The organism is Sphingobium estronivorans, from assembly GCF_008692605.1.
In the GTDB taxonomy this organism is placed as follows: domain Bacteria; phylum Pseudomonadota; class Alphaproteobacteria; order Sphingomonadales; family Sphingomonadaceae; genus Sphingobium; species Sphingobium estronivorans.
In genome coordinates, this window is the sequence record NZ_LFCT01000003.1 from 61,316 (window position 1) to 83,638 (window position 22,323).

General features: G+C 65.2%; 23 protein-coding genes and 1 tRNA gene. 2 read left to right on the top strand and 22 right to left on the bottom strand.

The window, feature by feature from the left end; genetic code table 11:
* The 3 genes from F7P65_RS03035 to F7P65_RS03045 all read right to left on the bottom strand — a co-directional run bounded on the left by F7P65_RS03035 (position 1) and on the right by F7P65_RS03045 (position 3,522).
* Positions 1-645 carry an XrtA/PEP-CTERM system exopolysaccharide export protein gene (locus tag F7P65_RS03035; protein WP_150290283.1) on the bottom strand — a complete coding sequence of 215 codons (645 nt, stop codon included), beginning with the start codon at positions 643-645 and terminating at the stop codon, positions 1-3.
* Between the two features lie 133 nt (positions 646-778).
* Entirely contained in the window at positions 779-2,011 is a 1,233-nt protein-coding gene (locus F7P65_RS03040; RefSeq protein WP_150290284.1) for a pyridoxal-dependent decarboxylase, exosortase A system-associated, read from the bottom strand.
* Positions 2,008-3,522 (bottom strand): acyl-CoA ligase (AMP-forming), exosortase A system-associated, encoded by a 1,515-nt coding sequence (locus F7P65_RS03045; RefSeq protein WP_420853297.1) that lies wholly within the window; start codon positions 3,520-3,522, stop codon positions 2,008-2,010. Before F7P65_RS03045 ends, F7P65_RS03040 begins: the two co-directional genes overlap by 4 nt.
* A 76-nt stretch (positions 3,523-3,598) precedes the next feature.
* On the opposite strand from F7P65_RS03045, the gene F7P65_RS03050 reads away from it, so the two are divergent.
* Positions 3,599-4,606: a GNAT family N-acetyltransferase gene (locus F7P65_RS03050; RefSeq protein ID WP_150290286.1), complete on the top strand. Its 1,008-nt coding sequence runs from the start codon at positions 3,599-3,601 to the stop codon at positions 4,604-4,606.
* Between the two features lie 28 nt (positions 4,607-4,634).
* On the top strand, positions 4,635-4,925 hold the full coding sequence (locus F7P65_RS03055; protein ID WP_150290287.1) for an acyl carrier protein: 291 nt from the start codon (positions 4,635-4,637) through the stop codon (positions 4,923-4,925).
* A 73-nt stretch (positions 4,926-4,998) separates the two neighbouring features.
* Here F7P65_RS03055 and trxB read toward each other — a convergent pair whose 3' ends face one another.
* From trxB to F7P65_RS03150, 19 genes are all read right to left on the bottom strand, one after another.
* Positions 4,999-5,961, bottom strand: coding sequence for a thioredoxin-disulfide reductase (trxB, locus tag F7P65_RS03060; protein WP_150290288.1), 963 nt, complete (start codon positions 5,959-5,961; stop codon positions 4,999-5,001).
* A 98-nt stretch (positions 5,962-6,059) separates the two neighbouring features.
* Positions 6,060-6,797, bottom strand: a complete 738-nt coding sequence (locus F7P65_RS03065; protein ID WP_150290289.1) for a proteasome-type protease — start codon at positions 6,795-6,797, stop codon at positions 6,060-6,062.
* 23 nt (positions 6,798-6,820) lie between these two features.
* Positions 6,821-7,690, bottom strand: coding sequence for a transglutaminase family protein (locus F7P65_RS03070; RefSeq protein WP_150290290.1), 870 nt, complete (start codon positions 7,688-7,690; stop codon positions 6,821-6,823).
* A gap of 11 nt (positions 7,691-7,701) precedes the next feature.
* A complete protein-coding gene (locus F7P65_RS03075; RefSeq protein ID WP_150290291.1) occupies positions 7,702-8,634 on the bottom strand; it encodes an alpha-E domain-containing protein in 933 nt (310 codons plus the stop codon).
* Positions 8,635-8,638: 4 nt separating this feature from the next.
* Positions 8,639-10,048: a circularly permuted type 2 ATP-grasp protein gene (locus tag F7P65_RS03080; RefSeq protein ID WP_150290292.1), complete on the bottom strand. Its 1,410-nt coding sequence runs from the start codon at positions 10,046-10,048 to the stop codon at positions 8,639-8,641.
* Between the two features lie 110 nt (positions 10,049-10,158).
* Positions 10,159-10,235: transfer RNA gene (locus F7P65_RS03085), tRNA-Met, on the bottom strand.
* Positions 10,236-10,336: 101 nt separating this feature from the next.
* Complete coding sequence (locus F7P65_RS03090) at positions 10,337-11,092, bottom strand: prepilin peptidase (protein ID WP_150290293.1); 756 nt, start codon at positions 11,090-11,092, stop codon at positions 10,337-10,339.
* Positions 11,089-11,811, bottom strand: coding sequence for a type II secretion system protein N (gene gspN, locus F7P65_RS03095; RefSeq protein ID WP_150290294.1), 723 nt, complete (start codon positions 11,809-11,811; stop codon positions 11,089-11,091). Before gspN ends, F7P65_RS03090 begins: the two co-directional genes overlap by 4 nt.
* Complete coding sequence (gspM, locus tag F7P65_RS03100; protein WP_150290295.1) at positions 11,808-12,296, bottom strand: type II secretion system protein GspM; 489 nt, start codon at positions 12,294-12,296, stop codon at positions 11,808-11,810. Before gspM ends, gspN begins: the two co-directional genes overlap by 4 nt.
* Positions 12,293-13,408, bottom strand: coding sequence for a type II secretion system protein GspL (gene gspL, locus F7P65_RS03105; RefSeq protein WP_150290296.1), 1,116 nt, complete (start codon positions 13,406-13,408; stop codon positions 12,293-12,295). Before gspL ends, gspM begins: the two co-directional genes overlap by 4 nt.
* Positions 13,405-14,394 (bottom strand): type II secretion system minor pseudopilin GspK, encoded by a 990-nt coding sequence (gspK, locus tag F7P65_RS03110; protein WP_150290297.1) that lies wholly within the window; start codon positions 14,392-14,394, stop codon positions 13,405-13,407. The genes gspL and gspK overlap by 4 nt, the downstream gene beginning before the upstream one ends.
* Positions 14,387-15,028 carry a type II secretion system minor pseudopilin GspJ gene (gene gspJ / locus F7P65_RS03115; protein WP_150290298.1) on the bottom strand — a complete coding sequence of 214 codons (642 nt, stop codon included), beginning with the start codon at positions 15,026-15,028 and terminating at the stop codon, positions 14,387-14,389. Before gspJ ends, gspK begins: the two co-directional genes overlap by 8 nt.
* Positions 15,025-15,387: a type II secretion system minor pseudopilin GspI gene (gspI, locus tag F7P65_RS03120; RefSeq protein WP_150290299.1), complete on the bottom strand. Its 363-nt coding sequence runs from the start codon at positions 15,385-15,387 to the stop codon at positions 15,025-15,027. The genes gspJ and gspI overlap by 4 nt, the downstream gene beginning before the upstream one ends.
* Positions 15,380-15,835 carry a GspH/FimT family pseudopilin gene (locus F7P65_RS03125; protein ID WP_150290300.1) on the bottom strand — a complete coding sequence of 152 codons (456 nt, stop codon included), beginning with the start codon at positions 15,833-15,835 and terminating at the stop codon, positions 15,380-15,382. The genes gspI and F7P65_RS03125 overlap by 8 nt, the downstream gene beginning before the upstream one ends.
* 52 nt (positions 15,836-15,887) lie before the next feature.
* On the bottom strand, positions 15,888-16,367 hold the full coding sequence (gene gspG / locus F7P65_RS03130) for a type II secretion system major pseudopilin GspG (RefSeq protein ID WP_150290301.1): 480 nt from the start codon (positions 16,365-16,367) through the stop codon (positions 15,888-15,890).
* A 10-nt stretch (positions 16,368-16,377) separates the two neighbouring features.
* Positions 16,378-17,595: a type II secretion system inner membrane protein GspF gene (gspF, locus tag F7P65_RS03135; protein WP_150290302.1), complete on the bottom strand. Its 1,218-nt coding sequence runs from the start codon at positions 17,593-17,595 to the stop codon at positions 16,378-16,380.
* A complete protein-coding gene (gspE, locus tag F7P65_RS03140) occupies positions 17,588-19,135 on the bottom strand; it encodes a type II secretion system ATPase GspE (RefSeq protein WP_420853298.1) in 1,548 nt (515 codons plus the stop codon). The genes gspF and gspE overlap by 8 nt, the downstream gene beginning before the upstream one ends.
* On the bottom strand, positions 19,132-21,318 hold the full coding sequence (gene gspD / locus F7P65_RS03145) for a type II secretion system secretin GspD (RefSeq protein WP_150290303.1): 2,187 nt from the start codon (positions 21,316-21,318) through the stop codon (positions 19,132-19,134). Before gspD ends, gspE begins: the two co-directional genes overlap by 4 nt.
* The gene (locus F7P65_RS03150; RefSeq protein ID WP_150290304.1) at positions 21,315-22,145 is read right to left on the bottom strand and encodes a type II secretion system protein N; all 831 of its coding nucleotides are present in this window, start codon (positions 22,143-22,145) and stop codon (positions 21,315-21,317) included. The genes gspD and F7P65_RS03150 overlap by 4 nt, the downstream gene beginning before the upstream one ends.
* Between the last annotated feature and the right edge of the window lie 178 nt (positions 22,146-22,323).

Consider the following 22,323-nt stretch of genomic DNA (forward strand, 5'->3'; position numbering starts at 1 on the left):
TCAGAACATGCTTTCGGGAATGATGATGACATCGCCCGGCGCCAGCATGACATTCGCCTTGCTGTCGCCGCGTTTCAGCAGGTCGCCGATGCGGACCTGATATTCCTGCTGCTTGCCCGTATCCCGGTTGAAACGGACCAGCCGCGCCTTGTTGCCTGCGGCATATTCGCTGAGGCCGCCGACGGAGATCATCGCATCCAGCAACGTCATATTCGCGCGGAACGGGATCGAGGCGGGCTTTTCCGTCGCGCCGACGATCCGCACCTGCTGACTGAACGTGCCGGAGAAATTGTTGACGATCACCGACACCAGCGGATTTTCGATATATTTGGACAGGGCGATCTTCAGATCGTCGGCCAGTTGCTTCGGCGTCTTGCCGACAGCGGGCATGTCCGAAATCAGCGGCGTGGTGATGCGTCCGTCCGGCCGCACCTGGACCTTCGCGCCCAGATCCGGGTTGCGCCACACGAAGATGGTGAGGTCATCCAGCGGACCGATCACATATTCCTCGCCCGGCCCTTCCTGCGTCGAGACGAAGGCGGCCGGTGGCAATTTCGGCGCGCCGCCACCCGAAGCACAGCCTGAAAGGATCAGGGCAGGCAGCGATGCGCCGATCAAAGCCCGGGAAACCGACACGAAACGCATGTTCTTCACCTCTTGCCACGACCGCGCGCCGACGACCGCCAAAGAGACAAGGCAAGTCAGCCAGCACAGGGCTTTGACCGCCTTCTTGCCCGCAAAGGGTAAAAATAGCGTTAGGAGTCAAGTTATTGGCAAATCAGCCAAGTAATAGCTCTCGGGGACTTGGATGCCCCAGAAAAGCGGCAGGGCTGGCGGAGGCGCCATAGGCCCCTGCCAGGAAGATCGCGATCAGATCGCCCTCTTCCACTGGCGGCAATGCAATCTTGTCGCCCAGTCTGTCGATCGGAGTGCAGAGGCAGCCCACGACCGTCACGGCTTCCTGCGCCGGGGCCTCCCCGAATCGGTTGGCAACGGCGATGGGATAGTTACGCCGGACCACCGTGCCGAAATTGCCGCTGGCGGCCAGCTGATGGTGCAGCCCGCCATCGACCACGACAAAGGTTTCGCCCTGGCTTTTCTTCACATCGACCACGCGGGTCAGGTAGACGCCCGCCTCCCCCACCAGCCAGCGGCCCAGTTCCATGGCGAACTCACTGCCCCGGAGGATGTCGGCGCATCCGTCCAGCACGGTCCCCAATGCCTGCCCGATGGGCCGAATATCCAGCCGCTCGTCCCCCGGAAAATAGGGAATGCCGAACCCGCCGCCCAGATTGACCAGCGGCGGCGTCGCGCCCACCGCCTCGGACAGTCGGGTCGCAAGGCCGATGGTCGCCGCCTGCGTCTCGATCAGCGCGTCCGCGCCCAAAGCCTGGCTCCCGGCGAAGATATGCCATCCGCGCCAGTCGGCCCCGGCATCGATCACCCAGCGGGCCAGATCGGCCGCCCGCTCCGCATCCACGCCAAAGGGCTTGGCGCCGCCGCCCATGCGCATGCCGGAGCCTTTCAGGTCGAAATCCGGGTTCACCCGCACCGCCAGCCGGGGCGTCTTGCCGCGCCGCTCGCCCAAGGCAACCGCCCGCCGCGCCTCGCCTTCCGACTCCAGATTGATCGTCGCACCGCTGTCGATGGCAACGATCAGTTCATCGTCGCGCTTCCCCGGTCCGGCGAAGCTGACATGCGCAGCGTTCATGCCCGCTTCCAGCGCGCGCGTCAGTTCGCCGCCCGACGCCACGTCGAAGCCGTCGACCAGCCGCGCCATCCGCTCCAGCAAGGGGGCATAAGGATTCGCCTTCACCGCATAATGCAGCGACAGGATGGAGGGCATGGCGTCACGCAGGGCGCGCACCTGCGCCTCCACGATTCCCATGTCATAGACGAAAAGCGGCGTGTCGCCCGCATCGTCGACCAGGCTGGCCGCACCGCAGCCGCCGATCAGCAGCATCCCCTCCTCGCCGGAAAAAAACGGCGGGATCGGTCCCATCGGCTTCATGCGGCATGCTCCCGCGCCAGCGCCACGCGGTCGATCTTGCCATTGGGATTGCGGGGAAATTCGGACAGCATGACGATCTCGCGCGGTTGCATGAAATTGGGCAGCTCGGCCTTCAGCCGCGCCTCGACCTTCGCCTTTAGTTCGGGAACCGTCCCGCGCAACAGCAACAACACCGCCTGCCCCAGCCGTTCGTCCCTGACACCCAGCGCGACGGCCTCGGCCACGCCTTCGACAGCGACGGCGGCTTCCTCGATCTCGGTCGGGCTGATGCGGTTGCCCGCCGACTTGATCATCGCGTCGTCACGCCCGACGAAATAGAGCAGGCCTTGCGCGTCCCGCCGCACGGTATCGCCCGACCATACCGCCACGCCGCCATAGCGGGAAGCCGCCGGCGCCGGTTTGAACCGCTCCGCCGTGCGGGCGGCATCCTGCCAATAGCCCTGCGCCACCAGCGGCCCGCAATGCACCAGCTCACCCGGCTCATCATCGTCGGTCAGGCTGCCATCGGGCCGCACCACCAATATTTCGGCGTGGGGAATGGCCGACCCCATGCTGTCGGGATGGCTCTCCACCAGCGCGGGCGGCAAATAGGTCGAGCGGAACGCTTCGGTCAGCCCATACATGGGATAGAGATCCGCGTTGGGAAACAGCGCCCGCAACTTCGCCACCAGAGGCCGGGTCAGCGCCCCGCCGCTGTTGGTCAGGCGTCGCAGCTTCCCCGCGACCTCCGCCGCCCAATCCAGCTCGGTCAATTGCACCCAGAGCGGCGGCACCCCGGCCAGCGTGCTGATGTCCCGCCGGTCCACCGATTTCACCACGTCACGCGGCGTCAGATAATCCAGCGGATAGACGCACCCCCCGGCAACCCATGTCGAAAGCAGCTGATTCTGCCCATAATCGAAGCTGAACGGCAGCACGCACAGCGTCCGGTCCTGTTCCGTCATCTTCAGATAATCCGCCACCGCCACGGCGCCCAGCCACAGATTGGCGTGGCTCAGCATTACGCCCTTGGGCCGCCCGGTCGATCCGCTGGTGTAGAGGATCGCCGCCAGATCGTCCGCCGCCGCGTCCGAAGGACCCCATGCTTCCCCGCCGCTCATCGCGCCAGCGGCATCATCCTCCCGATGCAGATGGCATCCGCTGGGCACATCGCCCGGCTCCAGAGTCGCCAGCCGGCTTGCCGTGCCGATCAGCAGCGACGCCCCGCTATCAGCCAGGATATGCGCGACCTGTGCATGTTTGAGCAGCGGATTGACCGGCACATGGACCAGCCCGGCCCGCGGCGCGGCCAGCGGCATCAACGCCGCCACCGGTCCCTTGGCGATCCAACTCGCGACTCGCGCGCCCTTCTCCAGCCCGAATCCCGCCAGCCACGCGGCCAGCCGTCCCAGGGTGATTTCCAGTTCCGCATAGGTCTGCGTGCCTGACCGTCCATCCAGCGCAGGCCGCGCCGGATCGCCGCGCAACAAAATATGATCGATGGGCCGCACCGCCGCGCCATCGACCCTCATCGGCCCCGGGGAATCGCTTAACTCCATCTCCAGACTTTTTTCCTAAACGCCATGATGTTGCCGGGGAGATAGTGGTTTGCTGGTCGCAAGGGAATATCGCAGCGTTGCAGAAGCGCGTCATGCGCTTTCCGGCGCGCTCGACCGTGCGACCGTGCCTTCCCTGTTCCACCGGATCGACTGGTTCGAATCGCTCCATGACCACTGCTTCCCTCAGATTCCGGTCCGCATCTGCAACGCCGTGGAAGACGGGAAGGCCGTTTGGCTGTTCCTGCTCTCACCCAAGGCGGGGCGTCTCAGCGCTTTGGCCAACTGGTACAGTTTCGACTGGTCGCCGATCTTCCTCGGTGCGCCGGACCCCATCGTCCAGCGACGCCTGATCGAGGTCATCGCCCAGAAATTGCTCAAGGACAGCACGCAGGTCGACCTCTATCCAGTGACGGACACCGCCTCGCTCCTGCTGGAGGCATTCCGCCGCGCCGGCTGGTTCGGCGTGCGCCGGCCCATGGGCGGGCGGCATCTGCTGCGTCCCGAAGGCCGCGGCTTTGCCGACTATTGGACGGAGCGGCCCGGACGCCTGCGCACCCTCATCGCCCGCAAGAGCCGCGCGAGCCGCTTCACGCTCGGCATCGCGGACCGGCTGACCGATGGGCTATGGCGCGATTATACCGCCGTTCATGAGCGAAGCTGGAAACAGCCCGAACCCGGCCTGTCTTTCCTGCGCGCGCTGGCCGAACGGGAAAGCGCCGCCGGAACCCTCCGGCTGGGCTTTGCGCGGCTGGAGGATCAGCCGGTCGCCGCCCAACTATGGACCGTCGAAAACGGCACGGCGCTGATCCATAAGCTCGCCCATGATCAGGCCTTTGACGGCGCCTCGCCCGGCAGCCTGCTCAGCCATGCCATGTTCGCCCATGTCATGGACCAGGACGGCGTGGCCCTGATCGACTATGGCACCGGCGACAATGGCTACAAGACCGACTGGATGGAGGCGCGCGAGACGCTCTACCGGCTCGACTTCTTCAACCCGCGCTGCGCCTCTGTCTGGCTGCCCGCGGCACGCACGGCCATTTCAGCGCTTGTCGGATAGCGTTCGAGCGATTAGGTAGGCGCGCATCATGCGGGCGGACAATATTCAGCCGGTCGACCGGGCAATGGACATCGAAACAATGATGCGCGCGCTGCTGCGCGATGTACTGGCCTTGTCGCAGGAGCGCGTCGACGCGTTCGATGCGGACACGCCGCTGTTCGGCGCGTTGCCGGAACTGGATTCCATGGCCGTCGCCGGCCTGCTCACCGAGATGGAGGATCGCTTCGACATCCTGATCGAGGACGAGGATATCGACGGCGATACGTTCGAGACGTTCGGGACGCTGCTTGCCTTCGCACAGGCGAAGATCGGGAATTAAATCCGTCCTTCGCCTGCGCAGACAGGCACAAGTGCCATCGGGACGGTAACCTATGCCACCGCCCGTCCGGACTTCATTCCGCCGCTACCGCCTCAAAATCGGCCTCGGCCAGGAATTTCTCCACATCCAATGCCGCCATGCAGCCCATGCCCGCGGCCGTCACCGCCTGACGATAGATTTTGTCGCTGACGTCACCCGCCGCAAAGACGCCCGGAACGGCGGTTTTCGTCGTGCCCTTCTCGACCAGAAGATAGCCTTCATCCATCGGCAGCTTGTCGACGAACAACTCGGTCGCCGGCTGATGGCCGATGGCAACGAACGCGCCATCCGTCTCGATATGCGATTTGTGGCCCGTCACCGTGTCAATCAGGTCGACCCCGACCAGCCCTTCCGGATTGCCGCCCCCGACGAAGCGCTCGACCGCCTGATTCCACACCACCTTGATGTTCGGATGCGCGAACAGCCGCTGCTGCAGGATCTTCTCCGCCCGTAGCGAATCGCGACGGTGGATCAATGTGACGTCATGGCTGTGGTTGGTCAGGTAAAGCGCTTCCTCGACCGCGGTATTGCCGCCGCCGATCACCACCACTTTCTTGCCGCGATAGAAGAAGCCATCGCACGTCGCGCAGGCCGAAACCCCCTTCCCCTGCAAAAGCTGCTCGCCCTCCGCGCCCAGCCACTTGGCCTGCGCGCCGGTCGCGATCACCAGACTGTCGGCATAGTACACCGTCCCACTGTCGCCCTTCAGGCGGAAGGGCCGCTCCGACAGGTCCACATCCACGATCTGGTCGTACATCATCTGCGCGCCGACATGCTCCGCCTGCGCCTGCATCTGCTCCATCAGCCAGGGCCCCTGGATGACGTCGCGGAAGCCCGGATAATTTTCAACGTCGGTGGTGATGGTCAGTTGCCCGCCCGGCTGCATGCCCTGCACCACGATCGGCGCCAGACCCGCGCGCGCACCATAAATGGCGGCAGACAGGCCGGCGGGGCCGGAACCGAGGATCAGCATGCGGGTCGAGTGGGTGGCGGTCATGAACATCTTTCCGGCTACGATTCGTCTGTCGCGATGAGATAGGCCCCCATCCCGCCCGCGCAAGCCATGGATTTGCTTGGACAGCGAGAAGCTGGGATTCAGTCGAGCACTTTCGGCAGGTCCTCAAACCCCTTGCGCAGCGCGGCCGACCAGCCGTGGGACAGCAGCTGGAATTCTTCATCATCGGCTTCGATCCGGGTGCGGACGCGGAAGTCGAACTGGTCCCGCTCGATCACCGTCAGGTCCAGCGGCATCCCGACCGACAGGTTGGAACGCAGGGTCGAATCCATCGACAACAGCACCGCCTTGGCCGCATCTTCCAGGCTGGTTTCGCGCTGGACGATGCGGTCCAGGATCGGCTTGCCATATTTATGCTCGCCGATCTGGAAGAAGGGCGTGTCCTCCGTCGCCTCGATGAAATTGCCCGCCGAATAGATGAGGTAGAGGCGCGGCTTGCCGCCCTTGCGCTGCCCGGCGATCAGGATGGAGGCATCCGCCCCCGATCCCTGCATCTCGATCGTGTTGCGATAGCGCCCCTGCATGGTGCACATCGCGTCGCCGACAATCTGCGCAACGCGGTTCATGGTCGGACAATTGAGGATCGTTTCGATCCCGGGATCGAGCGTGGCGTCCTTGATCGCCTGGCCCAGCATCGCCTTCACCCCCTGGGTGATCGACAGATTGCCCGAACACATCATGGTGATCGCGCGCTCGCCCGGCACACTGTAGGTGAAGCTCTTCCGGAAACGCGCGATATTGTCCATTCCCGCATTGGTACGGGTGTCGGACAGCATGACCAGCCCCTGATCTACGCGCACCGCGACGCAATAAGTCATCGGCCGAAGGCCCTCTCAACTGTTCAGTCCCGCGTGGTGGCCTGCGCGCTTTGTTGTTGCTGCCGTTGCAGCTGCCGCTGTTCCACCCCTTCCTCCGCCTGCGCGATCCGAACGTCCGCGTCAATCCGGATATCGCCCGCCACCGTCACCGAGCCCCGGATCGGCGCCGCCGCATCCGCATCCAGACCGCTGGCGACGCGCAGATAATATTCCGTCACGGAGACCCGGTTCGACGGATCGAAACCGACCCAGCCAAGTTCCGGCACCAACGCCTCCGCCCAGCCATGGGTTTCATGCAGCACATCGCCTTCATCCGCGAGCAGATAGCCGGACACATAGCGCGCCGGAATCCCCAGCGCCCGCGCCCCGGCGATGAAAATCTGCGCATGATCCTGACACACGCCGGCGCCTAGCGCGAACGCTTCTGCCGCCGTGGTGGTGGCGGTGGTCACGCCGCTGCGATAGTCGACCGCCTCGCGCAATGCCGCCGACAGCGCGTGGAGCCGGGCGAGCGCCCCACCCTTCTCCGGCAGCGCGCGCGCCATGTCCCGGATCGCCGCCGACGCCTTGGTCAGCCGCGTCTCCCGCAGGAAATAGCGCGGGTTTACGGCCGTGCGCGGCCAGCCCACGACACCATGACTTTCCCGCGTTTCGACCAGCCCCTCGGCCACGATCACGGCATGATCCATCCGGTCATGCCGAACCCAGATCGCCTCCATCTCGCCAAAGCCGTTGGGACCGAAGCGCGTCAGCACCTCGCCGTTCACGCTGACCTGCCAGTCCAGCACTTTCTGCGCGGCCGTATCGACCGGCATCAGCTTCAACCGCATCGCCACCTGCCCGGCCGCGACCTGATAACGGTAGATGGTCTGGTGGCGGACAAGCAGTTTCATGCGCTGCCCTTTCAGCCGAAATGATAGGCCTGGGCGATTTCCGCTCCCAGCCGGTTGGTGGTCATGAGGCCATTCTGCACCGTTTCATGCAGGCCCACGCGGAAAATCTCGCCACTGTCGAGCTGCTCCAGATCCGCCACCATCTCGCGCACGGTATCGTGACAGGAGGCCCGCGCATCATGCCACCCCGCCAGCCGGTTCAGCCGATAGGCAAGCTGGTCATAGCAATAAGCGACGCTGCGCGGAAACAGGCGGTTGAGCATCAGAAAATCGGTGATCTGCCAGGGCGTGTAGGTGCCGCCATAAATATGGTGAAAGGCCCGTGCCCCCGACAACGCATAGAGCACCGAGGTCCACTGATAATGGTCCCGATTGCCGCCCACCACCTCGGTTTCGGGCAGCAGCACATAATATTTGACGTCCAACAGCCGCAACGTCATCTGCGCCCGCTCGAGCGCCGACCCCGCGCGCAGGAAATCATGCCCTTCGTTGCGGAGCTGCCCCGAATGCGCCGCGCCGCGGAAGGTCATCACCCGCGTCTTCACCCAGTCGATCAGCGCCGGCAACTGCTGCCGCGCCTCCGCCACATCATAGCTATCGAGCTTGCGCCAGCCTTCGTTCAAAGCCTCCCACATGTCCTGCGTCAGCATGGTGCGCGCCGACTTGGCATTGGCGCGGGCTTTCAACAGGCAGGATCGGATGGAGGAGGGATTGTCGAGGTCCAGCATCAGAAAGGCGATCGCATCGCTCTCCGTCACCTGCGCGCCTTCCGGGAAATGGTTGAACGCCCCCGTCGCCCGCACCACCGATCGCCACTCGTCGCGATGGTGCGCGCCGGGCAGGATCGCCATGCGCTGCCCCATGGTCAGCAGGCGGGCCGTGGCCTCGGCACGCTCCATGTAGCGCGCCATCCAGAAGAGATTTTCGGCGGTCCGGCTCAACATCCGTTCAATCCTGCAATACCCAGCTGTCCTTGACCCCGCCGCCCTGGCTGGAGTTCACGACCAGCGACCCTTCGGTCAACGCCACGCGAGTCAGGCCGCCCTGTACGAGCCGGATCTGCTTGCCCACCAGGCAATAGGGCCGGAAATCCGCATGACGCCCCACCACCGCCGCCGGACCCAGCGTCGGCACGGTGGACAGGTCCAGTGTCGGCTGGGCAATGAATTCGCCGGGATTCGCCCGGATCCGCTCGGCATAGGCGGCGACCTCATCCCTGGTCGACTTGGGGCCGATCAACATGCCGTAACCGCCGGAACCATGGACTTCCTTGGCGACGAGATCGTGCAGATTTTCCAGCACATAGGCGCATTCATCGGGCTTCGAACATTGCCAGGTCTGAATATTGTCCAGGATTGGCTGTTCACCCAAATAGAAGCGGATCATTTCCGGAACATAGACATAGACGGCCTTGTCGTCCGCGATCCCCGATCCGGGCGCCGATGCCAGCGTCACCCCGCCGCTGCGATAGACGTTGAAAATGCCCGGCACGCCGAGCAGGCTGTCAGGCCGGAACACCAGCGGATCGATATATTCGTCATCGATGCGGCGATAAATGACATCGACCGCCTTCGGCCCCAGCGTGGTCTTCATCCAGACCCGATCCTGATCGACGAACAGGTCGGCGGGTTCCACCAGTTCCACGCCCATCAGATCGGCCAGGAAGCTGTGCTCATAATAGGCACTATTGAGCGATCCCGGCGTCAGCACCACCACCACGGGATCGCCATTGCAGGCGGGCGGCGCGACTTCTTTCAGACTCTTCAGCAATTCCGCCGGATAATCATCGACCGGCGCCACCAGCCCCTGCGCGAACAGCTCCGGGAACATGCGCGTCATGATCTCGCGATTTTCGAGCATATAGGACACGCCGGAGGGGGTGCGGCAATTATCCTCCAGCACCTCAAACCGCGTTGGCCCGGTGCGCACGATATCGATGCCGACAATGTGGCTGTAGACCTTCCCCGGTGGCGTGAAGTCCGCCATTTCCGCCAGATAGGCGCTGTTGCGGTAGATGATGTCGGCAGGCATGATGCCCGCTCGCACAATCTCTCCGCGATGATAGACGTCGTGCAGAAAGGCGTTCAGCGCCCGCGCCCGCTGTTTTATGCCCCGGTCCAGCACCCGCCATTCCTGGGCCATGAAGATGCGCGGCAACAGATCGAAGGGGATCAGCCTTTCCGGGTCGCCACCTTCGCCATAGACGGCGAAGGTTATGCCGATGCGCCGGAAAATCGCTTCCGCCTCATCCATTCGACGATTGAGCCCGGCAATGCCGGTTCGCTCCACCCAATTTTGCACTTCGGCATAGCAGGGGCGTATCGAACCATCAGGCTCAAACATTTCGTGGAAGGGCAAAGTGGCGTTCCTCCCTCAGCCAAAGGCTGGTTGTGCATTGCAACATTAGTGCAACGGGGACGAACGAATGCAAGCGGAAAATCCGCCGGTGTCCATCATGACTGTAAAGGTGGTAGCGGAGGAGGGACTTGAACCCCCGACACGCGGATTATGATTCCGCTGCTCTAACCAGCTGAGCTACTCCGCCCCAAGGGCATTCCGCCGGGTCGTGCCCTGCGGTGAGGCGGCGCTATAAGCAGCACGAACGGATGGGTCAACGGGGTTTGATGCGCTTTCGAAAAATTCCGCTCATATCTGAACGGCCAGCACCGACAGCCACCAGCCCGGCACCGCCGCTACAGCCAGAAAAGTCCCCAACGGCACCCGCGTCGCACCATTCACCGGGCGGCCCACAGCCATCGCCGCCAGAATTGCAAGCAGCCCCAGACTTGCGGCCAGCAACAAGATGAAGGGCAAGGCCTGCCAGCCGAACCAGGCACCCAGCGCCCCCAACAGCTTGGCATCGCCCAGCCCCAGCCCTTCGCGCCCTCTGACCTGTCGATAGCCGATCGCCACGATCATCAGCGCCAGATAGCCTGTCACCGCACCGACCACCCGATCCGCGAGCACCGCATCGGTCGTCCACAGCCCGATGGTGAAACCCAAAAAAGCCAGCGGCAATGTCAGCGCATCGGGCAACCAGAAATGTCGCTTGTCCAGCACCGCCAGCGTCAGCAGCAGCCAGCCCAGCAATGCCCAACCGATCCCACCCAGCTCGGGCGCGAATCCCAGCGCCAGCGCACCAATGATCGCGCACCCCGCCTCCACCCGCCCATGCAAGGGATCGATCACTGCGCCGCAAGTCCGACAGCGTCCGCGCTGCACCAGCGCGCTCAGCAGGGGGACCAGATCGAGCACGCCGAGCAACCGCCCACAGCCGTCGCAGGCGGATCGTCCCCGCGCGACCTCCCTTCCCTGCGGCCAGCGCAGGATCAGCGTGGCGAGAAAACTTCCGGCAATGGCGCCTGCAATGCCGCCCAAGCCAGCAGCCAGCGGATGGATCACAGCGTTCCTTCGACCTTCAGCACATGCGCTCCCCCCGCATCGGCGAAGCCCGCCCTCGCCAGCGCTTCGGCCAAGGTCGGATCCGCCGTCTCGACGTGCATCTCCGCGACATAACGGCCGGAGCGCCAGATGCGCAGGTTCACCTTCTCAAGTCCCGACTGGCTCACCAGCGGCAGCAACAGCGCTTCGCCATCGCAGCTCGCCGCGCCTGAAAGCCCCTGCGAAAGGTTCAGTCCCGGAAACTGCCCCGCCATCTGCGCCCTCACCCGCCCCTCGGCATGACCGCAGCGGTCGCCGGTGAACCAGGCCGACACATCCTCCATGACGAAACTGCTGACCGGCAAAGGCGCAAATGTTTGTCCCAGCGGCACCGCGCCGGTAACATCATCGATGCCGATGCGCCCAAATCCAACGGTCATGGCGCCGGCCAGATCATCGGGCGCGCCATTGCGTCGCCAGATGTCGAACCGCGCCCGCCCGACGAGCAGCGGCACCGGCGACAGGCCGGCATGGACCGACCCCAGAGAGGTCGTGCCCAGCATCAACCGGTCGATTGCGCCGCTCCAGACCGTGCCCTGCACCTCCCGCGCGGCCACGCCCAACCGTTCCAGCCCGGTCATGCCCAGCGCGATTCGCATCGGCAGGAAAATCAGGAAGCCCAGGGCGAAAACCACGATCAACGCGATCCGCATCCGGCGCGATAGCGTCAGGCCCATCATTGCCCGCCCCCCCGCACCAGAACCGCCTGCACCGACACGCTGCCTGCCGTGGGGGAGGGCCGCGCGCTCATCGTTTCGACCCGCACACCCTGCGCCTCCAGTGCCGCCAACCAGGAAAACAGCGCCACCGGCCGGACCGAAGCCATCGCCATGTCCAGCCGATCCGCGCCCTGCACCTGCGCCCGTTCCAGCGTCAGACCCGCCTCGCCCGCGCTCTGCCCGACAAATTGCTCGAGCGGCATCGTCGCCTGCACAATATCACCGGAACGGGGCAGGGATTTGAGCAGCTTCACCTTGCCCCGGATCGCGGCATTGCGATCCGTCGCGTCGCGCAGCGCATCGCGCGCCGAACTCCGTGCCATGTCGAGCGGCCGCAACACGCCCAGCCAGAGGATCACCACCGCCAGCAGCGCGAACATCACGCCCAGCATCCATTGTTCGCGCGGGGACCGCTCGTCCCACAACTTGCCCAGATGTTCCATCATGACCGCACCGTAATATCCGCCAGCGTCCGCCCCCCCGGGTCCTGGGAAGGCGTCGCCGTGATCGTGAACCCCGCCGCCTGCAGCGCCAGCAGCACCATATTGATGTCATCCGCCTTGGCGGAGGCGAGCGTCGCGCGGATCATCCCGTCAGGATCGCGCGACAGCGCCGTCAGCGATACGCCCGGCGCGTCCTGCAACGCCTTCATAAGCCCCGATACAGGAGCGGTGAAGGCATAGCCGCCCGCTCCTCGGGCCGCGAGTTGCCGGTCCATCTCCGCTTCGGCCTGCACCAGATCGGTCGCGCCGGGCACCGCCTGCCGCGCCCGGATCAGGCTGTCGGCGTCGAGGCGGTTCGCCGCGAAATGCTGTTTCGCCAGCCCGATCAACGCGATCGCCAAAGCGACGAACAGGATCAGCGCGCACCACAGCGTGATCCGGCCCAGCGCCCTCTTGTCGAAGGAACGCCGCACCCTTTTCGCGAAATCGCCCTGCCGCAGGTCCAGCGGCGGCTGTTCCAGGGCGGCAATCGCCCGCGCATGGACCTGCTCGGCCGGCACATCCTGCACCATAGCATCGCCGATCAGTTCCGGCAGCGCCAGATCACCGGCCAGCGCCATGTCTGCGCCACGCAGTACCGGCGTGCCGCCGATGATCGCCCGGCGAAACCCATGCTCCGCTTCGGGTAGCAGCAGCGGCGCGGGCACCATGATGTCGGGATCCAGCCCATGATGCTGCGCCCAGAGCAGCCAATGTTGCATATCCGCCCGCGCCGCGACGGCGATCAGATGTGGCCTCGCCGGATCGTCATTCTCATTGGCCGCCGCGAACAGTTGATCGGCGGGCACGATTCCCCCGGCCAGCGCCGCCAGCCGTGCCGCCGCCCGACCCTGCCGGGGAGGAAGATCAGGATAGGACGCCGCATGCAGCGTCACCAAAGCAGCCGGAGGAACCAGCATCACCACCATATCATCCGGCAAAGCCGTCAGCCCACAGGCCGCCAGCCAGTTCGCGCCTGCGCCAGTCTGCACGATGGCGCCGTTCGCCACCCGCATCCACAGCGGCTCCGCGCCCGGCTCCTCGGCCAGCGCGACGATCAATCCTTCCGCGCTCATGCGCCGGTCCCCCAATTGCGGCGTATCAGCTGGGCCGGTGCCTGCCGCGCATCGATCAGCGCCCGTTCGACCACCTGCGTTCCCCCGACATCCACCGACACTTCCACTGCAAAAAATCCCGTCGTCAACTTGACCTGGTTGGCCACTTCTTCCAGCGGGCTCAGCCCCGCCAGCGCCGGCACGGCCCAGAACGCTACCGTGCTCCCATAACCGTCCGCTGGCCGCTGTGACAGCAATTGCCGCGCCTGCGCGACGCTGAGTTGCCCCTGCATCAGCATGGCAAACAGCGGCGCCTGATCCGGTAGCAGCGTATTGATGTTGATCGGCGACAGATCCGCCGTCGGCAAGGTGCACACCCACGGCCGCACCAGAGCATAGATCGCCGGCGTCACCCCGTTCACCGCGCGCAATTCGCTGGGATCGACCATGAAGCGGTTGGCGGTGCGATAGGGCCGCGCCGCCTGCGCATAGGTCTCATCCTCGGCGCCGCTCGGCTGGGGCACGCTGTCCGTGTCGATCCAGTCGGCGAGCGAGGCGGCCGCCCCCTGCGCCTGCCGCGCATCGACGCCCAGCGCCTGCAACAATGCCTGAAACTGCGAGACACCGACCGGCCGAACCTTCAAGTCCGCTTCGCTCTCGCCCGCCACCACGCTGTTGAGGTTGAAGCAATTGCCGCCATCCGTCACCCGCGCCGTTGCCATGCCGCCGGGCACCGGGATCGCCTGCGGCGTGCCCATCCAGTTCCCCGCGAGCGTCGTCTTGCCCGGATTGGCCGCCACCAGATCGCCGATCCGCAACCGCGCAATCTCCGCCCCGGCATCGGCAAAGGCGCGCGCCTGATCGACCGCCCCACCATTGCCCGTCATCCGCGTCGCCAGCGCCAGCCGCTCCAGCGCGGTGGCGGCCACCACCGCCATCACCGCCACCAACAGCAGCACCGTCAACAGTGCAGCGCCCCGCTCATTTTTCTTCCCGGGATCAGCCATTGGTCGCCGTCCCTTCCAGCTTTTCCACCGGCCCCGGCCCGACCAGAAAGCGCAACGTCACGGGCGGCTCGCTTGTTCGCGTCACCGTCATTTCGACCGCGCGCGGCATCAGATCGGGCTGGGTCGGCACCCATTCGTCGCGCCACTCGCCCCCGGCATCGCGAAAGCGCAACGCCACATCCTCGACATGGTCCAGCAGCACCGCCGGCTCATCGCCCGCAGCGCCGTCGATCTGCGCATAGGTGCGCCGCTCCAGCCGCCCCTGCCGCACCCAATATTCGACCTTTTGCAGCGAAGGCCGCGGCAAATCGCCCAGATTGTCCCAACCGCCGCGCACGAACTGGAGAACGGGTACGCCTTCCCCTTCCCGATGCGACCAGAAAGCAGGTGCCAGCGTCCCCGATTCGGTGCGGCTGATGCGCGGCACCGCCTGCCCCAGATCGGCCGCCAGTGCTCCCCCGGCCCTCTGCAACGCCGCCATGTCGTCCAGCCGCAGCTTGATCTGCGCCTGCGCCGACACGCTGTTGCCGAGCAGCAGCACGCCCGCCGCCGCGAGCATGGCAAAGATCATCAGGGCGACGAGCAATTCGATCAGCGTGAAGCCCGCTTCGTCAGGGATCGATGCCCGCTTCACTGCACCACCCGCACGAAGTTCAGCACCACGGGCGACGCCCCCGGCTGCCCATCGACGGTCAGGCTCACCTGCAACAACCGCTTGTCGTCCGTCGCCTTGACCTCCCGGGTCCAGTGCCAGCGGCGGCCGCCATTCTCGACCTCACCTTGGCCGGACCCAAGCGAGGGCGGCGCGGGATCGGTCTGCACCTCCACCATCAGGTTCCGCGCGACGATCTGCCCCATCGCCTTGCTGTCGAGGTCAGCCGCCGTATGGAGGGTCACGCCCTGCAAGCGCACCAGCGCCAGCGCCGCGAGGCTGAACACCGCCAACGCGACCAGCATTTCCAGAAGGGTAAAGCCCTGTTCGCGCTTATCCACCGACCATGACCTTTCCGGCCATATCGACCGAAATCGACACCCGCTCGCCCTCGCGCGCCAGGGTCACGGTCATGGGATCGGTGGGCAGGCCGGTGCCGTCGAAACCGATCTGCTGCCGCCCGTCCTTGCCTACCAGCGCCCGCGTGCCCCCCTTCCAGTTGGCGGTGACGAAGGGCTTGTCCTCCAGGGGCACCCATTGCCCTCCATCGCGGCGCTGGAAACCATAGCCGGAGGCCGAAACCCATACCCCCATGGGCCGCGATGTCACGACCGCTTCGTCGCGCGCAGCGGCAATGCGCGTGGCGAAGCGGTCGGCATCCTCTATCACCCGCCCGCGCGGATCGGGGATCGCCAACACCACCGCAGCCGAAATGAAGCCGATGATCGTCAGGACGACCATCAGCTCGATCAACGTGAAGCCGTATTCGGCGGAACGTCGCGAAGGCATGAAGCCGTGTTCAGCGGAACGTCGCAAAGGCATGAAGCCGGGCTGCGAGCGCTCAAAGCTCGCTGGAGTAGATGTCGGCATTCTCATTCTCGCCGCCCGGCTGGCCATCGGCGCCCAGCGAACTGATGTCGAACGCGCCCTTCCGGCCGGGCACGGAGTAGTTATAGGGTCGGCCCCACGGATCGTTCGGCAGCTTCTTGATATAGCCGCCGCGCCGATAACGCTGCGGCTGGGCCAGCGAAGCGGGCGGATTGATCAGCGCCTGCAATCCGTCCGTGGTCGAGGGATAGGTCAGATTGTCCAGCCGATATTGCTCCAGCGCCTGCTCGATGGTGGAAATGTCCGCCTTGGCCTTCTCGACCCGCGCGGTGTCGGTCGCGGGAATCACGTTGATTGCCACGATAGTCGCCAACAGGCCGATGATGACGATGACGACCATGAGTTCGACAAGGGTGAACCCATGTTCTGCGTCGCGCCGCTGACATGCGCCTTCGCGCAGGGACCGGATGCGTTTCAGGTCGGGCAATTTCATAAACACTCCTTCAGGCCCCGGTGAGGCTCTGCAGCTGCAGGATGGGCAGCAGGATAGACAGGATGATGACGGCGACAATGCCGCCCATCGCGATAATGATGACCGGCTCCAGCATGGCGAGCGCGGCGGAGGTGAAGCTGTCGAACTCCCGCTCCAGATAGTCCGCCGCCCGCTCCAGCATGGTGTCGAGCCGGCCCGCGCTTTCCCCGCTCGCCGCCAGATAGACCAGCAGCGGCGGAAACACGCCCGCCCGCCGCAACGCCGCCGACAGGCTGCCGCCGCCGCGAATGGCCTCGACAATCTCCTCCGACGCCTGCCGCAGCACCCGGTTGTGGACGGTCTGGGTGGTGAGCGACAGCCCCTCCATCAGCGGCAAGCGGCTCGCCACCATGGTTGAAAGCGTCCGCGCCATTCGCGCCGCATGGAGATCGCGGATCAGCCGCCCCAGCAGCGGCAATCGCAACAGCATGAAATCGAAGCGATAGCGAAAACCCTCGACCTTCAACGCCCGCCAGAAGCCAAAGCCCGCCAGCCCGATCAGGATCAGCAGCAACCACCAATAACCAGCCAGAAAAGCCGAAACGCCCATGACCATCCGCGTCAGCAGCGGCAATTGCTGGCCGACCGTATCGAACTGCTCGACCACCTTGGGCACGACGAAGATCATCAGCGCCGCGACCACGCACACCGCAAAGGCCGCCAGCACGCTGGGATAGGCGATCGCGGTCAGCACCTTGGACCGCATGACCGCTTGCCGCTCCATCAATTCCGACAGCCGCTCCATGATCGTCGGCAGGCTGCCCGAACTCTCCCCTGCCGAGATCATCGCACGGTAGAGCGCCGGGAAACTCTTCGGCTCCGCGCCCAGGGCATCGGCCAGCCGCCGCCCTTCGAGCACGCCCGAATGCACCTTGCCGACGATCGCCTGGACATGCGCCTGCTCGCTTTGCCGCCCGATGGTGCGCAGCGCCTCTTCCAGCGGACTGACCTCGACCAGCGTCGAAAGCTGCCGCGTGAACAGCGTCAGCTCCTTGGCCGACAGGCGCGGCGCGCGCAGCGACAGGCCCGCGCGCTTGCGAGCCTTTTCCACCGCCCCCGGCTCGATCCGCACGATGAACAGCTTGCGCGCATCCAGCCGGGCGCGAGCATCGTCCATCGTGTCGGCCTTGACCGATCCCTTGCGCTCCTTCCCTGCGGGGTCGATCGCAATATAATCGAACTCAGCCATCGGCGATGGTTTCCACCTCAGCCGCATCGCGCCGCGACACGCGGATGGCTTCCTCCGCCGTGGTTTGCCCGTCGCGCACCAGCGCCCGCGCCGCCGATCCCAGATTGGGGGCGTTCAGGAAGGCGTGGCGCGCGATCAGCGATTCATCGCCGCCGTCGTTGATCAGCCGCCGAATGGTGTCGTCCACCCGGATCGCCTCGAACACACCGATCCGGCCCTTGTAGCCCGATCCATTGCATTCCTCGCACCCACGCGCCCGGTAGATGATCGTGCCCGGATCGAAGCCCAGCAGGGCGCTGGCGGACTTGTCGGCCTGCACCGGTTCCCGGCAATGCTGGCAGAGGCGCCGCACCAGTCGCTGTGCGATCACTGCGCGCAGGGTCGAGGCGAGCAGGAACGGCTCGACCCGCATGTCGCGCATACGGGTGATCGCGCCAACCGCGTCATTGGTATGGACGGTGGAAAGGACCAGATGCCCGGTCAGCGAAGCCTGTACGGCGATCTCGGCCGTCTCGCGGTCACGAATTTCGCCGACCATCACGACATCGGGGTCTTGGCGCAGGATCGCGCGCAGTCCGGCCGCGAAGGTCAGGCCGACCTTGGCATTCACCTGTGTCTGACCCACGCCCTCGATCGCATATTCGACCGGGTCCTCGACCGTCAGGATATTGCGCGTTCCGTCATTCAACTGCCGCAAGCCCGCATAAAGCGTCGTCGTCTTGCCCGAACCGGTCGGCCCGGTGACGAGGATGATGCCATTGGGCTCCTGCAAGCCCTCCCGGAAAATCCGGTCCGTCGCGCCCGCCATGCCCAGCAGGTCGAGGTTCATGCCCGCATTCTCCTTGTCGAGAATACGCAGCACCACCCGCTCGCCCGCCCGGCTCGGCAGTGTCGATACGCGCACGTCGAGCAGTTTCCCGCCCAGCGTCAGGCCGATACGTCCATCCTGCGGCACCCGTCGCTCGGCAATGTCGAGCCGCGCCATGACCTTGATGCGACTGACGACGACCGGCGCGACATGCGGCGGCATCCGCAGCGTCTCGCGCAGCACCCCATCGACGCGCATCCGCACGATCAAGCCGGTTTCATAAGGCTCGATATGAATGTCCGACACGCCCTGCCGCGCCGCTTCGGCGATGATGCCGTTGATCAGGCGGATGGCAGGCGCATCGTCCGCGCTGTCGAGCAGATCGTCCGCCGTCGGGATATCGGCGGCCAATATGTCCAGCTCATCGGCCCCGACATCGAGGGAGCCGGCCATCGCGGCGGCGCTGCCTTCCATCGCATAATGGTCGGACAGATGCCTGTCGAACTGCGGTCCATCGACGAAACGGACATCGAAGCTGCGCGCCAAATGCCGCCGCACTTCCAGCAGGACGCGGGGGTCGCTGCCCTCGCGCACGGCTATGGTCAGCCGTTCGCCCTCAGGCGGCAGCATGACCACGCCATGCTTGCGCGCAAAAACATAGGGTATGTCGACGGCGCGCGGCGCCACATGCGGGGGAATGGGATCAGGATCGATGGCGGCTGCTTCACTCACCGCTTGCCTCCGCTTGCCGGAATTTCGACGGGACGCACCACGCCGCTCGACTGGCGGGCGGTCGGTTCGATGATTTCGGCAGGCGGCTGCACCACGCTGTCGCCCGGTTGAGGCGCAGCGGCGGGAGGCGTCGCGCCCATATAGTCGCGCACCAGCTCGTCGATGCTGGGTTCGGCATCGGGATTGCGCTGCAACTGCATGCCGCGAATATAGCCGTAACGCTGCTGCGTCAGCTTCTGCGCATCCTCCTTGGATCGCAATATGGTCGGGCGGATGAAGACCATCAAATTGGTCTTGGTCCGGCTCTTGCTGCGCGACTTGAACAGTTCGCCCAGGCCCGGAATATCGCTTAGCAACGGTATCCGCTCGATGGTCTTGCGCTCATTGTCGTCCAGCAAACCGCCCAGCGCCAATATCTCGCCATCGTCGACCGTCACGGTCGTCTCGATCTCGCGCTTGTTGATGATGAGGTCGCTGTTGCTGTTGGAAACCGGCCCGGCGACGCTCGACACTTCCTGCTTCAGGAACAGCTTGATCGCGCCGCCGGTATTGATCTGCGGCTTCACCTCCAGCTTGATGCCGACATCCTGCCGCTGCACGGTGCGGAACTGGTTGTCGAAATTCTGGCTGAGCGCCTCGCCAGTCGTCACCGGCACTTGCTGGCCGACGAGAATGGAGGCCTTCTGGTTATCCAGGGTCATCACCGAGGGCGTGGACAGCAGATTGCTGTCGGTATCCGACTTCACCGCATTGATGATCGCCCCGAAAATGCCGTTGCTGCCGATGCTGCCGCCCAGTCCGGCGATGGCGCCGGTTGCGCTCTGAAGGCCGTTGACCGCAGCCGATTGCAAGGTGCTGGCCAGATCGCTGTTGGTCTGCGTCTCGGTCGTGGTGGTCGAGCCATCGGCAGCCACCACCGTGGTCTTGGTCGTGCCTAGCCGGTTGGCGGCCACGGCCCCCGCCAGCGTCAGCAGATTGGGCGAAGCATTGGAGTAATTGGTCGCGGCAAAGCCGGTCGAGGTGCTGCCGATCAGGAACTGCACGCCCAGCTTCTTGGCGGCGGCATCGCTGATCTCGACGATGATTGCCTCCACCAGCACCTGCTCACGCCGCGTATCGATCTGGCGAATCGTCTCGCCCAGCATCCGCTGCACATCGCTGTTCGCGGCGACGATGATCGCATTGGCGCCCTCATAGCGGGTGACGATGGCCGGGCCACGCGTCGAAATCCCGCTGACGCCCGATCCGCCCGAACTCGCAACCACCGCCGAAGCTGCGGGCGGCGCAGCCGAAGGCGCCGTCCCCGCCGCCGGGGTGGAAGCCGTCACCGCCGAACTGGTCGACTGCCCGATCAGTTGTTGCAACACCGGCAACAGCTTTTCCGCATCGGCATGCTCCAGCCAATAGACGCGGATTTCGGTCCCGCTTGCCGCCTGCCGGTCCAGATCACGCGCCATCTGCGCCAGCCGCGCCACAGTGCCCGCGTCGCCCCGGATCGCGACGGCATTGCTGCTGTCGATCGGCACGATGGTGGCGGGCTTTGCCGCGCCTTCGCCGCCGGTCGTCACCAAAGCCTGCAAGGAGGTCGCAATCTCCCGCGCCCCCGCATTTTTCAGCACGACCGTCGTGGTCGAAGCCGTATCCCGGTCGATCCGCGCGATCACCTGCCGGATGCGCCCGATATTGTCGGCATAGTCAGCCACGACCACGCTGTTCCCGGCGCGGTTCGCCGTCACCGAACCATCCTTGCTGACCAGGGGCCGCAGGGTTTCCAAAGCGCTCGCCGCATCGATCGAGCGCAGGCGGAACACCTCCGTCACGAACTGGTTGCGATTGGCCGCCCGCCCCACGGCGCTGGGCTGACCCGCCGCGCCATCGGCGGGTTGAATGCGATAGGCGCCACCCGGCGCCGGAACCGCCACCAGCCCATTGGCGCGCAGGGTCGACAGGAAAATCTCGAAATATTCGGACCGCGACAAGGGCCGGTCGGTGACGACCGACACCTTTCCCTGCACGCGATTATCGATGATGAAGGTCCGCCCCGTCACCCGCGCGGCATCCTGAATAAAGGCCCGAATATCGGCGTCGCGCACGTTCAGCGTCTGCTGCGCCATGACCGGCGAAGCGATGGGGGCCGCCAGAGCGAGAGCCATGGCGGCGGAAAGAAGCAATTTTCTGGTCATTGGCCTTGCAGTGTCAGGTTGACCGAGGACACGGCAGCGCCGCGCTCGACCGTCAGGGATATGCGCGCGCCGGGCATCATCTTGCCCTGCAACGCCTGAAGATCGCCCACCGAGCCGACCGGTTGGCCGTCAATCTGGGTGACGATGTCGCCGGGCTGGAAACCGGCATTCTGGAAACCGGGGCCTCTGGCCGTCAGGATCAACCCCGTCACGCGCCCATTCTTCATCCGGGGCGTGAAGCCGACATCGCGTTTCAGGCTGTCGGCGGTCGGATTGTCGATGCCCTGCGGCGTTGGCGGCGGCGAACCGGCGAATGTTCCGCCATCGGGCGCGGCGGTCGGCGCGGGCTGCGACTGGTCGAGGAAGACCTGCTCCTCCGCGCCGCCGCGGTCTATGGTGATATGGTCGAAGGCGACCGCTTTCAGCTTCACGCCGGGCATGATCTCCTCCCCCACGGCAAAGCTGTTCTGTACGCCGTCGGGTCCTGCGACGATGGCCGATCCCAGCCCTGACCCTTCATTCAGCCGGATACCGTAGACCGTCAGTGCCAGCGAAGTGACCACGCCGCTGCTCGTCTGCGGCTGGCCGCTCCGATAAAAGGGATCGAAGCCGGAAAAAAGCGACTGTCGCTCGGCAAGGGAAGGGAATTGCGCCTGCCGCCCTTCCCACGGACCGAAGCTGCCCACCGGCGTCAGCAATGCCCAGACCAGCCACGCGCCTTGCAGCGCCAGCACGCCCAACAGCAGCTTTTCGACCACCGACAGCCAGTCGATGGGCCGCAGCCGTCCGCCGAATTTCAGGATATTGTCGCCGAAAGGCACACGCATAGGCGTCGATGGTCCCCCTTGATACCGGCGCCTGCTAGGCAAATGCTTTTACTGCCGGATGACATTTGTGTGACGCTTTGATGACAATCGCAACGCGGAAACGACAGTGCTTGCTTTTCACACGGCCAGCGATAGCTAGAGGCGCCTTCTTTTAATGGCTTGCCCCTGCTTCTCCAGG